The sequence below is a fragment of the Candidatus Pantoea floridensis genome (assembly GCF_900215435.1).
In the GTDB taxonomy this organism is placed as follows: domain Bacteria; phylum Pseudomonadota; class Gammaproteobacteria; order Enterobacterales; family Enterobacteriaceae; genus Pantoea; species Pantoea floridensis.
Window position 1 is genome coordinate 117,501 of the sequence record NZ_OCMY01000001.1, and the last position, 13,657, is coordinate 131,157.

16 protein-coding genes are annotated in these 13,657 nt (G+C 52.2%); 9 read left to right on the top strand and 7 right to left on the bottom strand.

The features are described 5' to 3' along the window. Positions 1 to 3: 3 nt before the first annotated feature. The 5 genes from rplT to CRO19_RS00620 form a co-directional block, all read right to left on the bottom strand. Positions 4 to 360, bottom strand: a complete 357-nt coding sequence (rplT, locus tag CRO19_RS00600) for a 50S ribosomal protein L20 (RefSeq protein ID WP_007892678.1) — start codon at positions 358 to 360, stop codon at positions 4 to 6. Between the two features lie 94 nt (positions 361 to 454). Beyond that, complete coding sequence (gene rpmI / locus CRO19_RS00605; protein WP_004157374.1) at positions 455 to 652, bottom strand: 50S ribosomal protein L35; 198 nt, start codon at positions 650 to 652, stop codon at positions 455 to 457. A 99-nt stretch (positions 653 to 751) separates the two neighbouring features. Beyond that, complete coding sequence (gene infC / locus CRO19_RS00610; protein ID WP_036621995.1) at positions 752 to 1,303, bottom strand: translation initiation factor IF-3; 552 nt, start codon at positions 1,301 to 1,303, stop codon at positions 752 to 754. Continuing rightward, the gene (gene thrS / locus CRO19_RS00615) at positions 1,299 to 3,236 is read right to left on the bottom strand and encodes a threonine--tRNA ligase (protein WP_097094122.1); all 1,938 of its coding nucleotides are present in this window, start codon (positions 3,234 to 3,236) and stop codon (positions 1,299 to 1,301) included. Before thrS ends, infC begins: the two co-directional genes overlap by 5 nt. Before the next feature lie 246 nt (positions 3,237 to 3,482). Further along, a complete protein-coding gene (locus tag CRO19_RS00620) occupies positions 3,483 to 4,244 on the bottom strand; it encodes a DUF481 domain-containing protein (RefSeq protein ID WP_097094123.1) in 762 nt (253 codons plus the stop codon). Positions 4,245 to 4,576: 332 nt separating this feature from the next. Here CRO19_RS00620 and ghoS point away from each other — a divergent pair, with 332 nt between their 5' ends. Further along, positions 4,577 to 4,867 carry a type V toxin-antitoxin system endoribonuclease antitoxin GhoS gene (gene ghoS / locus CRO19_RS00625; RefSeq protein ID WP_097094124.1) on the top strand — a complete coding sequence of 97 codons (291 nt, stop codon included), beginning with the start codon at positions 4,577 to 4,579 and terminating at the stop codon, positions 4,865 to 4,867. An 89-nt stretch (positions 4,868 to 4,956) separates the two neighbouring features. Continuing rightward, positions 4,957 to 5,850 carry a fructosamine kinase family protein gene (locus CRO19_RS00630; protein ID WP_097094125.1) on the top strand — a complete coding sequence of 298 codons (894 nt, stop codon included), beginning with the start codon at positions 4,957 to 4,959 and terminating at the stop codon, positions 5,848 to 5,850. Between the two features lie 4 nt (positions 5,851 to 5,854). On the opposite strand, the gene CRO19_RS00635 is transcribed toward CRO19_RS00630, so the two are convergent. Next, positions 5,855 to 6,391 (bottom strand): YniB family protein, encoded by a 537-nt coding sequence (locus CRO19_RS00635; protein WP_097094126.1) that lies wholly within the window; start codon positions 6,389 to 6,391, stop codon positions 5,855 to 5,857. 142 nt (positions 6,392 to 6,533) lie between these two features. Here CRO19_RS00635 and hxpB point away from each other — a divergent pair, with 142 nt between their 5' ends. The 6 genes from hxpB (at position 6,534) to CRO19_RS00665 (ending at position 11,839) form a co-directional block, all read left to right on the top strand. Further along, positions 6,534 to 7,202 (top strand): hexitol phosphatase HxpB, encoded by a 669-nt coding sequence (gene hxpB, locus CRO19_RS00640; protein ID WP_097094127.1) that lies wholly within the window; start codon positions 6,534 to 6,536, stop codon positions 7,200 to 7,202. Between the two features lie 157 nt (positions 7,203 to 7,359). Further along, on the top strand, positions 7,360 to 8,196 hold the full coding sequence (gene kduI / locus CRO19_RS00645) for a 5-dehydro-4-deoxy-D-glucuronate isomerase (RefSeq protein WP_097094128.1): 837 nt from the start codon (positions 7,360 to 7,362) through the stop codon (positions 8,194 to 8,196). A 12-nt stretch (positions 8,197 to 8,208) separates the two neighbouring features. After that, entirely contained in the window at positions 8,209 to 8,970 is a 762-nt protein-coding gene (kduD, locus tag CRO19_RS00650) for a 2-dehydro-3-deoxy-D-gluconate 5-dehydrogenase KduD (protein ID WP_097094129.1), read from the top strand. A 140-nt stretch (positions 8,971 to 9,110) separates the two neighbouring features. Beyond that, the gene (locus CRO19_RS00655) at positions 9,111 to 9,701 is read left to right on the top strand and encodes a metal-dependent hydrolase (protein ID WP_097097547.1); all 591 of its coding nucleotides are present in this window, start codon (positions 9,111 to 9,113) and stop codon (positions 9,699 to 9,701) included. Between the two features lie 153 nt (positions 9,702 to 9,854). Further along, complete coding sequence (locus CRO19_RS00660; protein ID WP_097094130.1) at positions 9,855 to 11,246, top strand: L-cystine transporter; 1,392 nt, start codon at positions 9,855 to 9,857, stop codon at positions 11,244 to 11,246. Positions 11,247 to 11,443: 197 nt separating this feature from the next. Then, positions 11,444 to 11,839: a DUF6515 family protein gene (locus CRO19_RS00665; protein ID WP_097094131.1), complete on the top strand. Its 396-nt coding sequence runs from the start codon at positions 11,444 to 11,446 to the stop codon at positions 11,837 to 11,839. Positions 11,840 to 11,893: 54 nt separating this feature from the next. Here the strand turns inward: CRO19_RS00665 and osmE are convergent, their stop codons facing one another. After that, positions 11,894 to 12,229 carry an osmotically-inducible lipoprotein OsmE gene (osmE, locus tag CRO19_RS00670; RefSeq protein ID WP_007892614.1) on the bottom strand — a complete coding sequence of 112 codons (336 nt, stop codon included), beginning with the start codon at positions 12,227 to 12,229 and terminating at the stop codon, positions 11,894 to 11,896. A gap of 192 nt (positions 12,230 to 12,421) precedes the next feature. On the opposite strand from osmE, the gene CRO19_RS00675 reads away from it, so the two are divergent. Beyond that, a complete protein-coding gene (locus CRO19_RS00675; RefSeq protein ID WP_097094132.1) occupies positions 12,422 to 13,612 on the top strand; it encodes a multidrug effflux MFS transporter in 1,191 nt (396 codons plus the stop codon). Positions 13,613 to 13,657 lie beyond the last annotated feature (45 nt).

Below are 13,657 nucleotides of genomic sequence, written 5' to 3' on the forward strand. Positions count from 1 at the left end.
GACTTACGCCAGAGCTGATTTTGCTTTTTCAACAAGTGCAGTAAATGTCACTTTGTCGAATACAGCGATGTCAGCCAGAATCTTACGGTCGATTTCAATAGAGGCTTTTTTCAGGCCATTGATGAAACGGCTGTAAGAGATACCGTTCTGACGAGCCGCAGCGTTGATACGCGCGATCCACAGTTGACGGAACTGACGCTTACGTTGACGACGGTCACGGTAAGCATACTGACCAGCTTTGATAACAGCCTGGAAAGCAACGCGGTATACACGTGAACGTGCACCGTAGTAGCCTTTAGCTTGTTTTAAGATTTTCTTGTGACGTGCGCGAGCAATTACACCACGTTTAACGCGAGCCATGTGAGCTCTCCTATATCATATTCTGTGACGCCTTATACCCTGCAAGCCAATGGCTGTTACGCAACGTTTTCAGGCAAATTTATAAAAAGTTTACTTATGCGTACGGCAGGCAGGCAATAACCAGACCCAGATCGCCTTTAGACACCATGCCTTTCGGACGCAGGTGACGTTTACGCTTAGTAGACTTTTTAGTCAGAATATGACGCAGGTTTGCGTGCTTACGCTTGAAGCCACCAGAAGCGGTCTTCTTGAAGCGCTTAGCGGCGCCACGTACAGTTTTAATCTTTGGCATTTTTACAAATATCCACTTCGCATTGTTAATAAAATGAATCAGATAGGCGAATAAAAATCCGCACAACGCAAGCGCTGCGCGGTTTTATTACTTGAAGGCCTACTGCTTCTTCTTAGGAGCGAGCACCATGATCATCTGACGACCTTCGATCTTCGAAGGGAAGGATTCGACAATCGCCAAATCCATGTCTTCACACAGGTCTTTACGGACGCGGTTAAGCACTTCCATACCGATCTGCTGGTGCGCCATCTCACGACCGCGGAAACGCAGCGTGATTTTGGCTTTATCGCCCTCTTCCAGAAAGCGAATCAGGTTGCGTAGTTTGACCTGATAGTCGCCATCATCGGTACCAGGACGGAATTTGATTTCCTTAACCTGGATAACTTTCTGCTTCTTCTTCTGTTCCTTAGAAGACTTGCTCTTTTCATAAAGGAACTTGCCGTAATCCATAATACGGCAAACCGGCGGTTCGGCGTTCGGGCTGATTTCAACTAAATCTACGCCAGCTTCTTCAGCTTTCTCAATGGCTTCACGCAAGGTGACAATGCCAAGTTGCTCACCGTCTACGCCAGTTAAGCGCACTTCGGTGGCTCGGATTTCGCCGTTGATACGGTTCGGACGTGTTGGTTGTACTCGTTTTCCGCCTTTAATAACCTGTTTCCTCTAATTGGTGAAGATGTCGGCTGCGAATCTCTTGTTGCAGCTTCTCAACAAACACATCTACGTCCATGCTCCCAAGGTCTTTACCACGGCGGGTGCGCACGGCAACTTTGCCTGCTTCCACCTCTTTGTCACCGCAAACCAGCATATAAGGGACGCGACGTAATGTGTGCTCGCGGATTTTAAAGCCTATCTTCTCGTTTCTCAAGTCTGCTTTGACACGAATGCCCGCATTCTGCAATTTCTTTGTCAATTCGCTGACATATTCTGACTGACTATCGGTGATATTCATCACCACAGCCTGCACCGGCGCCAACCAGCTCGGGAAGAATCCTGCGAATTCTTCGGTCAGGATGCCAATAAAGCGCTCCATCGAACCGAGAATTGCACGGTGAATCATTACCGGTGTCTGGCGATCGTTGTTTTCGCCTACATAAGTAGCGTCCAGACGCTTAGGCAGGGAGAAGTCTAGCTGAACGGTGCCACACTGCCAGGCGCGATCGAGGCAATCGTACAGGGTAAACTCAATTTTCGGGCCATAAAAGGCACCTTCTCCCGGCTGATATTCGAATGGAATCTCATTCTCTTTCAGCGCTTCTGCTAAATCTACTTCCGCACGGTCCCACATTTCGTCGGTTCCGATACGTTTTTCCGGACGGGTCGACAGTTTCACCACGATTTTTTCAAAACCGAAGGTGCTGTACATGTCGTATACCATACGGATACAGCTGTTCACCTCATCACGTACCTGATCTTCGGTACAGAAGACGTGAGCATCATCCTGAGTAAAGCCACGCACGCGCATCAGGCCATGCAACGCACCTGAAGGTTCGTTACGATGACAGCTACCAAATTCCGCCATACGCAGCGGCAGGTCACGATAGGATTTCAGACCCTGGTTGAAGATCTGCACGTGGCCTGGGCAGTTCATGGGCTTGATGCAATATTCACGGTTCTCGGATGAGGTGGTGAACATCGCTTCTTTGTAGTTTTCCCAGTGACCCGTTTTTTCCCACAGTACGCGGTCCATCATAAACGGACCTTTCACTTCCTGATAGTCGTACTCTTTCAGCTTGGTACGCACAAACACTTCCAGCTCGCGGAAGATGGTCCAGCCGTCATTGTGCCAGAACACCATGCCCGGCGCTTCTTCCTGCATGTGGTAGAGATCAAGCTGCTTACCGATTTTACGGTGGTCGCGTTTTGCCGCTTCTTCCAGGCGCTGCAAGTAAGCAGCCAGCTGCTTTTTATCCGCCCAGGCCGTACCGTAAACACGCTGCAGCATTTTGTTATCGCTGTTGCCGCGCCAGTAAGCCCCGGAGATTTTCTGCAGTTTGAAGTGATGGCAGAAACGCATGTTCGGCACGTGCGGACCGCGGCACATGTCGATATATTCTTCATGATGATACAGGCCAGGACGATCGTCATGGCTGATGTTTTCGTCAAGAATGGTGGTTTTGTAGCTTTCGCCACGCTCAGCAAACACATCACGTGCTTCCTGCCAGCTCACCTTCTTCTTAACCACATCGTAATTGCTTTCAGCCAGCTGGTGCATACGCTTTTCCAGCAGCTCAAGATCTTCCTGCGTTAAGGTGTGGTCCAGATCAACGTCATAATAGAAACCGTTATCAATCACCGGGCCGATAGCCATCTTGGTGTTTGGCCACAGCTGCTTAATCGCATGCCCTAACAGGTGCGCGCAAGAGTGACGAATGATTTCTAAACCGGCTTCGTCTTTAGCGGTAATAATCGCTACCTGAGCATCTTCGGTGATTGGATCAACCGCATCAACCAATTCGCCATTCACGCGACCGGCGATACAGGCTTTCGCCAAACCCGGCCCAATATCCAAAGCGATATCCATTACGCTGACGGGACGGTCAAAGCTGCGCTGGCTGCCATCAGGAAGAGTAATTACTGGCATTTCATATCCTTAATTGCAGTGGTAAGCCACACGAAAGCCTACATGCAACAATCAGTTTGGTAATAAGTAACCCGGCGTAATGTCAGACCCACGTTGTCGGAATGACGCCAGGAATGTAAAGCGGCGATGATAATAGCAGCTTTCGCTGCCGATCAAAACCCGTGCAGAGATTCGCTAAGCTAAAGAGAAATAAAAAAAACCGCCGCGAGGCACAGGCCTGGCAGCGGTGATTTATATCGGGCTCGCTTACATTGCGTATGAGAGCTGGATCGTTGTTTTGGTATCAGTACGATCCGGTGCAGATTCTGGCGGATTGTTATTCCAGGTCACGTTGTAACCCAGTTTCAACGCAAAGTGGTCATTAATCGCCACCTGCAGCGCAGTTTCTGAGTTCAGCGTGGTGTCTTCACCGAAGCTGCTCAGCACAGATACACCCTGAATAAATTTGGTGGTATCCGTCAGCTGCCATTGATAGCTCACCGCACCGTAACCCAGCGCTTTGGTTTCATGTCCGCCATCATGGAAGTCGTCGTAACGCACACCTGGACCGACTTCAGCACGCAGTGAGTGAACAGGACCGTTAAGGATCTGACGACCATAACCGGCAGTCAGTACATCGCGTGAGTCATAACCGTTGAAACGGTCACTCAACCAGCTTGCCTGGCCAAACAGGTAATCGGCGCTGTTGAGGTTATAACGACTACGGCCACCAATGTTGTAGGTCTCAGACGAACGCTCATCATTTGAAGAGTTGTTCGAAGCGTTGCCCCACAGACTCAATGCGGTATTGGTTTGGTACCATGTCATATTGGTAGCAGCACTCAGCGACGAACTGGTGGTGTTACCGGTTTGAGCCAGATAACCCGCTGATAGATTGCCTTCAAACGGTTTTTTTGCCGTGGAAGGGTCATCCATAGAGGTGAAAACGGCGTTATCTGCAAATGCCTGGTGACAAAATGCTCCAGCAGAGAGCAATAAAACAGCGGACAGCTTGTTGAAGGCTTTCATTAAAAGTAACCCGTACGACAGTTTAAAAAACGAAGAGTTTGAAGCGTTTCTCCGGCCAAGCAATGCAATTTAGCGTAAGTTTTGTAAAAAAGCATGTACTCACAAAAAAAGCCAAAAAAGTCGCTGAAGCGCTTATTTAATGGGAATCTTCCCATTTTCGCTGCGCATTATAGGAGGCAATTAATTAAATAGCAGCCTAAAAGCCACAAGAATTTTCCGAACCTTATTGACGAAGATTTACCCTCCGCTTAGCAGCGTTAAATCGCCTAAAATTCGCTCTATGTTGCGTGCTGGTCTACGCTGAAATCTGTTCGATAACAATGAGGTGAATAATGAGCGACCGTGATGTCAAACGTTACATTGTCACGTTGACGTATCAGGAAAATGGATTGGGTGACCTCCAGTCGGTTAACAGTGCAATGATCAATGCTGGATTCAGCACCACTCTTAGCGATGATGACGGCCATCCACACGAACTGGGAACCAATAGCTTCGGTTTCGTCAGTGCGTTAGAGGAACATGTAGTGGCAGAGCAAGCGGCGGGCTTTGCCGAGATTGCCCTGAAACATAAACCTGAGGTTAAAATCACGACGCTGGAAGCTTTTTTGAAAGAACAATCCTGACTCATTGCAAAAAACGGCATCGACGTCAGGTTTGCTGAAGTTTTGCGCGTTACAATCGAACTTACACAGCGAATAAAGAGGATTACCCGATGTGGTCAGCCATTAGTCGACTGTTAAGCGAGTACGCCGGCGATGCCGACATTACCGAACGTCAGGAACTGCCCGGCGGCGATGTCCATCCGGCATGGCGCATTCGTTATGGCGAGTTAGATGTGTTCGTTAAATGCAACACTCGCGATATGCTCACCCTATTTAGCTGGGAAGCGGACCAGCTTGACCTGTTAGCGCGCACGCAGACCGTACGGGTGCCAAAAGTGTATGGCGTCGGTAACGATCGCGACACCAGCTTCCTGCTGCTGGAGTACATCTCGCCCGAGCCGTTCAATCATCAAAGTGCTTTTCAGCTCGGCCAGCAATTAGCGCATCTGCATCAATGGAGCGAGCAACCGCAATTTGGCCTCGATTTCGACAACAACATCACGACCACACCACAACCTAATAGCTGGCTACGCCGCTGGTCGGTGTTTTTCGCTGAACAACGCATCGGCTGGCAGCTGCAGTTAGCAGCGGAAAAAGGCGTGCATTACGGCGATACCGAACTGATTGTGGATTGCGTACAGCGCGCGCTGGCCAACCATCACCCGCAGCCTTCTTTATTGCATGGCGATTTATGGCCAGCCAACTGTGCGGGCAGCGCGAACGGGCCCTGGCTCTTCGATCCGGCTTGTTATTGGGGCGATCGTGAATGCGACCTGGCGATGCTGAGCTACTACGCCGATCTTCCGCGTGAGATTTTTGATGGCTACCAGGCTGTGTGGCCGCTGGCGGACGGTTTCTCGCAGCGACAGCCCGTTTATCAGCTCTATTACCTGCTCAATCGCGCCAATGTCTTTGGCGGCAACTGGACCGGCGCAGCGCAATTGGCCGTCGGCCAGTTGTTAGATGAAGATGTATTGGGAGAACGTCAGGCCAGACCGGCCTGACACTTTACAACATACCGAGCAGCTTCAGCACGAAGTATCCGGCGATAGCGATAATGACGGGCAAAATATAGAGCGGAAAAATCTGTAAGAAAATGGTGTGACGCGGTATGTGGATTTTATCTTCCAGCTGCACACGCGTTCGCCCTTCACTTCCCTTGGCCTGCTCCAGAATCAACTGATCCTCAATACCTTCTTTAATGTGGCGTGACTGACGCCACATGCGTGCGCCTGAAGCCTGTAACGCGATGCCAACAAAAATCAGAATGTAGATCAGCCAAAAGCCCACATTCGTGCCGCCGTGAAATTCCGGTACCGGCGAGTTCTGCCAAAACACGTTAAGAAACGGCGTATTGAATTTCACCATATCGACCATCACATGCACAAAATCGAGCATCACCGCATCAATGCCGGGCTGCTTTTCACTGTGCTTAAACATATAACCCAGTAGCGAAATAAGGGTGGACAGCAATGCAGGTATAAAAATCACCCAACCAGCCACGCGCTTAAGGATGGCGATGCGGCCAGCCTGTTGGTAAGTCATGGAGTCTCCCTGAACTGATCATCGTTTTGCCTAAGTCTACCTGCACTATCGCAATTTTTCCTGAAAAATGCGTAACCTGCCGTAAGTCGGCTTTTTTGAGCACTCGTGCTAAGGTAAGCAAAATGTCTTAGGGAGCAGTTTTATGTCATACCGTCGTCCTGTTTTGGCCGCCATCTTTGATATGGACGGATTGTTGATTGACTCTGAACCGTTATGGGATCGGGCTGAGTTGGATATTTTCGCCAGCCTCAATGTGGATATCACCCGCCGCCATGAATTACCGGATACGCTAGGTCTGCGCATCGATCAAACCGTGCGCATGTGGTATGAAGCGCTGCCCTGGAACGGTCCGGACCAGCAGGAAGTGACAAAGCGCATCATTGCGCGTGCGATCGCGCTGGTTGAAGAGACACGTCCGCTGCTGCCGGGCGTGGAGCAGGCGCTGCAACTGTGCCAGCAGCAAGGTTTGAAAATCGGTCTCGCCTCCGCTTCGCCCCTGCACATGCTGGAACGCGTGCTGGAGATGTTCGACCTGCGCAACTACTTTGACGTGCTGGCTTCAGCCGAAGCGTTGCCCTACAGCAAACCGCACCCGCAGGTTTACCTGGATGCGGCAGCCAAACTGGGGATTGATCCCTTGAACTGCGTAACGCTGGAAGACTCGTTCAACGGCATGATCGCCACCAAAGCGGCACGCATGCGTTCGATTGTAGTGCCTGCCCCCGAACATCGTGATGATGCGCGCTGGTCGCTGGCGAATGTTACTCTTGATGATTTAACCCAGCTCAAACCCGAGCATCTGCACGGTTAACCGTCGCCCGCTGAACGCGGGCTTTTTTATGCAATTTGATCAACTGCTCAAATAAATAAAACATCGTTTCATTTTTATTGAATTCGCATCCCATCCTGCCTAAGATGCCCAAAGACCCGCATCGGGACCACTTCCTTTGACTCTTGAGAGGCCTGAGATGGACGTTCGTCAAAGCATACACAGCGATCACGCCAAAACCCTCGACACCGCCGGTTTACGCCGCGAGTTTCTCATCGAGAAAATTTTCGACGCTGACAATTACACCCTCACTTACAGCCATATTGACCGCATCATCATCGGTGGCGTAATGCCGGTGCATACAGCAGTCACTATTGGCCATGAAGTCGGCAAGCAGTTAGGCGTCAGTTACTTCCTCGAACGCCGCGAGCTCGGCGTGATTAACATCGGCGGACCGGGCTTAATTGAAGTAGACGGCAAAACCTGGGAGATTGGCCAGCAGGAAGCACTGTATGTTGGGCAAGGTGCGCAGAGCGTGATTTTTCGCAGCAGCGATGCCCATCATCCCGCGAAGTTTTACTACAACAGCGCACCGGCGCACACGCGTTATCCTGACAAAAAAATCACCCTCAACGAAGCGGTTAAAGCCACGCTGGGCGATGCCGCCACCTCGAATCGTCGCACTATCAATAAATTCATCGTGCCGGATGTGTTGCCTACCTGCCAGCTGACCATGGGCTTAACCCGCCTCGATGACGGTAACTTGTGGAATACCATGCCGTGTCACACGCATGAGCGCCGCATGGAAGTCTATTTCTACTTTCATATGGCCGATGACAGCGCGGTATTCCACATGATGGGCCAGCCGCAAGAGACGCGTCATTTGCTGGTGCACAATGAGCAGGCGGTGATTTCCCCCAGCTGGTCGATTCATGCTGGCGTCGGTACGCAGCGTTATACCTTTATCTGGGGGATGGTAGGTGAAAACCAGGTGTTTGATGACATGGACCACGTCAACATCAGCGCGCTGCGCTAACAAGGAGCAATCATGATACTCAATGCATTTAATCTGGAAGGCAAAGTGGCGCTGATTACTGGCTGCAATACCGGACTGGGCCAGGGCATGGCGCTCGGTTTAGCGCAGGCGGGTTGTGACATTATTGGCGTCAACCGCGCGGGGCCTGACGATACCCAAGCTAAAGTCGTGGCGCTAGGACGCCGCTTCTGGTCGATACAGGCCGATCTCACCCAATCTTCCGTGGTTCCACACGTTGTTGAACAGGCGGTAGCCTACGCTGGTCGTATTGATATTCTGGTCAACAACGCCGGCATTATTCGCCGCGAAGATGCGCTTAATTTCAGCGAAAAAGATTGGGATGATGTGATGAACATTAACAGTAAGAGTCTGTTCTTCCTGTCGCAGCGGGTGGCGCGTCAGTTTATCGCGCAAGGCCATGGCGGCAAGATCATCAATATTGCCTCAATGCTCTCGTTCCAGGGCGGCATTCGCGTGCCCTCCTATACCGCCTCGAAAAGCGCGGTGATGGGCTTAACACGCCTGATGGCAAATGAATGGGCAAAACACGGTATCAACGTCAACGCCATTGCGCCGGGTTATATGGCGACCAATAATACTGAGCAGTTGCGCAGTGATGAAGCGCGCAATGAGGAGATTTTAGGCCGTATTCCTGCCGGACGCTGGGGCATTCCTGACGACATGATGGGGCCGATTGTCTTCCTCGCCTCAAGCGCTGCAAACTACGTGCACGGTTACACGCTGGCTGTCGACGGCGGATGGTTAGCACGCTAAGCTAACCCCTTATTTTCCCGCGTCATTGTGGCGCGGGAAAGCAGAAATTATTAACGCTTCGTTACAGCGTCACCATTCTCATTTACTGGATAAATCCCTATACTGGATGCATCGACAGTTTTATGCAGCCAGGTTCCATCATGACGGCCGAAGGCCATATCATTTTTGCCATTGCCAGCGCCATTTTTGCCAAGCGTGCGGAACTGACGCCAGTCCTGGCCAGCGCCGACTGGTGGCATTTGGTGCCTGCTGCATTGCTAACCTGCCTGCTTCCCGATATCGATCACCCTAAATCCGTGTTAGGCCAGCGGCTAAGGTGGCTATCGCACCCCATTGCCCGCGCTTTTGGTCACCGCGGCTTTACTCACAGTTTACTGGCCGTGGCGGTGGGGTTGTGGCTGTTCCAGATTAACGTGCCTGCCGACTGGTTTTTGCCCGCTGATGTGCTGCAAGGCATGACGCTTGGCTATCTCAGCCACATCGTGGCCGATATGCTCACCCCCGCAGGCGTGCCGCTGCTGTGGCCCTGCCGTTGGCGCTTCCGCTTACCAATTCTTAATAGTCAAAAAGGTAACCAACTTGAACGCGCGCTTTGTCTCGCGCTGGTCGGTTATGCCTTATGGTTCCCGCCCGGAATGCCCTCTTTTGGTGCCAATGGCTGGCCGGAACAACTGTTCAATACGCTACAAAATGGCGTCGGTCGCATGGTTAATGGTCGAAACGGTCAATAACCACTCAAATACAGCGATAAAGTTATAAAACATTCTTTTTGGGTATAAGCCCGCCCAACGCTGAACTGATAACATTCTAAATATTCCCTAACGGGGACTTACTGTTATCCGCGCCATCATAATCTGCTGGCGCGGCACACTCTGGAGTTGAGCATGGATTTTCCCCTAATCATTAATATTGTGGCGTTTATCGCGCTACTGATTCTGTTGAATCGCATTGGCAACCAAAGCTGGAGCCTGTCAAAGCGCGTGCTGACCGGTTTGGTATTGGGCGTGGCCTTCGGTCTGGCGCTGCAAACCATCTACGGCGAAAACAGCGCCACGGTAAAAGCGTCAATTGGTTGGTTCAATATCGTCGGTAATGGCTACGTTCAGCTGTTGCAAATGATTGTGATGCCGCTGGTTTTCGCTTCGATTCTGAGCGCCGTTGCGCGTCTGCATAATGCCTCATCGCTAGGTAAAATCAGCGTGCTAACCATTGGCGTGCTGCTGGTGACAACCGCGATTTCCGCGCTGGTCGGCGTACTGGTTACCGGCCTGTTCGGCCTAAGCGCTGAAGGTCTGGTACAGGGTGCGCAGGAAACCGCGCGTCTGAGTGCGATTCAAAGCAACTATGTTGGCAAAGTCGCTGACCTCAGCACGCCGCAGCTGCTGCTGTCGTTCATTCCGAAAAACCCGTTTGCCGATCTGGCCGGTGCCAACCCTACTTCCATCATTAGCGTGGTGATTTTCGCTGCCTTCCTCGGCGTGGCGGCGCTGCAACTACTGAAAGATGACAAGGTCAAAGGCGAGCGCGTGCTGGTGGCGATCGATACTTTGCAATCCTGGGTGATGAAGCTGGTACGTTTGATCATGAAGCTGACGCCGTACGGTGTGCTGGCGTTGATGACCAAAGTGGTGGCCGGCTCCAATCTGCAGGACATCATTAAACTGGGTGGTTTTGTTGTTGCATCGTATCTCGGTCTGGCCATTATGTTTGCCGTGCACGCCCTGCTGCTGTCGGTCAACGGCATCAACCCAATGCGCTTCTTCCGTAAAGTGTGGCCGGTGATCACCTTCGCTTTCACCAGCCGCTCCAGCGCCGCGAGCATTCCGTTGAATGTGGAAACGCAGACGCGTCGCCTCGGCGTACCCGAATCCATTGCCAGCTTCTCTGCATCGTTTGGTGCCACCATTGGTCAGAACGGTTGTGCGGGCTTGTATCCGACGATGCTGGCGGTGATGGTTGCTCCTACGGTTGGCATCAATCCCTTCGATCCGATGTGGATTGCCACGCTGGTGGGTATCGTGACGCTGAGTTCCGCCGGTGTGGCGGGCGTCGGTGGCGGTGCAACGTTTGCCGCGCTGATCGTGTTGCCGGCGATGGGCCTGCCGGTCACGCTGGTCGCGCTGCTGATCTCCATCGAGCCGCTGATTGATATGGGCCGTACCGCGCTCAACGTTAATGGCTCAATGACGGCCGGTTCACTTACCAGCCGCTGGCTCGGTTTGACCGACAAAAAAGTGTTAGAGAGCGACGAACATGCTGAATTGGCGCACCGCTAACGCACCGCATTAACACAACGGCAGGCCAATGGGCCTGCCGTTTTTTTATGTCCTTTTCTCCCCAATTCCCCCCAATCATGGCGGCTGTGTCAGGAAAGCGTTAAGCATAGTAAACAGAGGAAAAATCGACCGCTTTTCGCTTGAGTTTTGCCGCCAGAAGGCCAATTCTGCTGCTAATCACAGCAGGAGAATCACCGATGAAAAATGTTATCGCCTCGGTGCTGGCGTTAACCTTATTAACACCAGCTATAAGTCATGCGTATCCCGGCGGTTGGGGCCCTGGTCCGCATTGGGGGAGAGATCCCCATTGGGGAAGAGGCCCGCATTGGGGTGGGCCTGGCCCGCTACGCTTCTTACCTGAAGCGGCAACGGCGGTGCTGATTGGCGGACTCACCTACTACATGCTGAATGGCAGCTACTATCAGCGTCAGGGCGACACTTACGTGGTAGTACAACCGCCTGACAGCCCGCCCGCTGGCGGCATGCGCGTGCTCGATTTCAATGGCAAGCGCTACTATGTGCAGGAAGGTCATTACTACCAGCGCGAAATCGGCGGCAGCTATATTGAAGTGCCTCGCCCTTACGGCTTATAAGCCTGCAACGAAAAACGGCCCGTCAATGACGGGCCGTTTATTATTCTGCTGCGCTTATTGCGCCGCTTGCGGGTCGGTATCGTAATCCTTACAGCTCTGGAAGCCGTAATTCATCACGCGACCGGTATCGTTATAGCTCACGAAGTAGGTCTGCGGTTTACCGTCACGCTCGCCAATCACGTAAGTCTGGCAGGTACCGCGCGCATGAACCATGGTGATTTCGGTTGAGGCTGGACCTGCAATCTGACGCACTTGATCACGCGTCATGCCTTTTTTCACATCCTTTACCACCGGCTTGGTTACGTAGCTTTCAGCTTTGTCATAAGTCGTACAACCCGACAGGGCTGCCAGCGTCATAGCGGCAGCGATACATCCCATCACTTTATTCATGTTGTTGTTCCTCGTTTTTTTGTCCATGTGAAGTAAGCCTGGAACATAAATCCAGATTTATCAACTTTATGGGATAAATTTCACCAAAATCTTAAGCGTCAGGTTTTCGTAAAAATGCTGTGTTGATGCGCCAGGGTTCGTATAATCACCCGCGAAAAAATACCGATAGCAATGAATTAAGACTGAGGATAAATGACACCTGCACCTTCTCACCGCCTGGTTTATGCCATTACGCTGGGGCTGCTCGCGGCACTCGGGCCACTTTGTATCGATCTTTATCTACCTGCGCTGCCGGAACTGGCGCGCGATCTGCACACCGAAACGGCCACGGCGCAGCTGAGCCTAACGGCAGGTTTGCTCGGTTTGGGGGCCGGCCAGCTGCTGTTTGGACCAATGAGCGACAAATTTGGTCGCCTCCGTCCGTTACTGTTATCGCTGATATTGCTGTTTATTGCCTCGATTGGCTGCGCGCTGGCAAAAGATATCAACGCGTTGCTGGTGGCTCGTCTGTTTGAAGGATTGGCCGGTGCGGGCGGTGCCGTGCTGTCGCGCGCCATTGCCCGCGATATGTACAGCGGCCATGAATTAACGCGTTTCTTTGCTCTGCTGATGCTGGTCAACGGCCTGGCACCGATTGGTGCGCCGGTGCTGGGCGGCGCGTTAATGACGGTGCTTAACTGGCGCGGCATTTTCGTGGTGCTCGGCTGCATTGCCATTGTGTTAATTTTCCTCACGCGCTGGAAGCTGCATGAAACCTTACCGGCCGAACGTCGTAGCCAGGGATCGATTTTTTCAGCGTGGGCAGCACTGGGCCAGGTGGTGACGCATCGTCAGTTCATGGGCTTCTGCCTGACGCAGGGTTTCATGATGTCCGGTATGTTTGCCTACATCGGGGCGTCACCGTTTGTGCTGCAGCAGCTTTACGGACTCACGCCGCAAGCATTCAGCTTCTGCTTCGCCGCCAACGGCCTCGGCCTGATTATTGCATCCCAAACCAGTGCACGCCTCTGCCCGCTGTGGGGAGAATATCGCGTGTTGAAAGGCGGTCTTACGCTGGCGTTTGTGGCGTCAAGCTGTTTACTGCTGGCTGGACTAACAGGTGCCGCGCTGCCGATCCTGCTGGTGGCCCTGTTCTTCACCATTGCCAGTAATGGCGTGATTGCCACCACAGCCTCCTCCCTGGCAATGCAGAGCCAGGGACATCGTGCGGGCAGCGCATCGGCGGTTATCGGCGTGTGTATGTTTACCTTTGGTGCCATTAGCGTGCCAATCACCGGCCTGGGCGGCACCTCGGTGGTGAGCATGACGGGCACGATTTTTGGCTGCTTCATGCTGGCGATTGTGTCGTTCAATATATTGGTACAGAAATCAAAAAGCGCCTGATTTGTAAGCTTTTAACTTCGACAATAATCCGTGCGGCTTGTTGTT

What these genes read in the sequence shown, in the direction of transcription:
- rplT (WP_007892678.1), bottom strand. Translation starts at nt 360, where the DNA reads ATGGCTCGCGTTAAACGTGGTGTAATTGCTCGCGCACGTCACAAGAAA.
- rpmI (WP_004157374.1), bottom strand. Translation starts at nt 652, where the DNA reads ATGCCAAAGATTAAAACTGTACGTGGCGCCGCTAAGCGCTTCAAGAAG.
- thrS (WP_097094122.1), bottom strand. Translation starts at nt 3,236, where the DNA reads ATGCCAGTAATTACTCTTCCTGATGGCAGCCAGCGCAGCTTTGACCGT.
- CRO19_RS00620 (WP_097094123.1), bottom strand. Translation starts at nt 4,244, where the DNA reads ATGAAAGCCTTCAACAAGCTGTCCGCTGTTTTATTGCTCTCTGCTGGA.
- ghoS (WP_097094124.1), top strand. Translation starts at nt 4,577, where the DNA reads ATGAGCGACCGTGATGTCAAACGTTACATTGTCACGTTGACGTATCAG.
- CRO19_RS00630 (WP_097094125.1), top strand. Translation starts at nt 4,957, where the DNA reads ATGTGGTCAGCCATTAGTCGACTGTTAAGCGAGTACGCCGGCGATGCC.
- CRO19_RS00635 (WP_097094126.1), bottom strand. Translation starts at nt 6,391, where the DNA reads ATGACTTACCAACAGGCTGGCCGCATCGCCATCCTTAAGCGCGTGGCT.
- hxpB (WP_097094127.1), top strand. Translation starts at nt 6,534, where the DNA reads ATGTCATACCGTCGTCCTGTTTTGGCCGCCATCTTTGATATGGACGGA.
- kduI (WP_097094128.1), top strand. Translation starts at nt 7,360, where the DNA reads ATGGACGTTCGTCAAAGCATACACAGCGATCACGCCAAAACCCTCGAC.
- kduD (WP_097094129.1), top strand. Translation starts at nt 8,209, where the DNA reads ATGATACTCAATGCATTTAATCTGGAAGGCAAAGTGGCGCTGATTACT.
- CRO19_RS00655 (WP_097097547.1), top strand. Translation starts at nt 9,111, where the DNA reads ATGACGGCCGAAGGCCATATCATTTTTGCCATTGCCAGCGCCATTTTT.
- CRO19_RS00660 (WP_097094130.1), top strand. Translation starts at nt 9,855, where the DNA reads ATGGATTTTCCCCTAATCATTAATATTGTGGCGTTTATCGCGCTACTG.
- CRO19_RS00665 (WP_097094131.1), top strand. Translation starts at nt 11,444, where the DNA reads ATGAAAAATGTTATCGCCTCGGTGCTGGCGTTAACCTTATTAACACCA.
- osmE (WP_007892614.1), bottom strand. Translation starts at nt 12,229, where the DNA reads ATGAATAAAGTGATGGGATGTATCGCTGCCGCTATGACGCTGGCAGCC.
- CRO19_RS00675 (WP_097094132.1), top strand. Translation starts at nt 12,422, where the DNA reads ATGACACCTGCACCTTCTCACCGCCTGGTTTATGCCATTACGCTGGGG.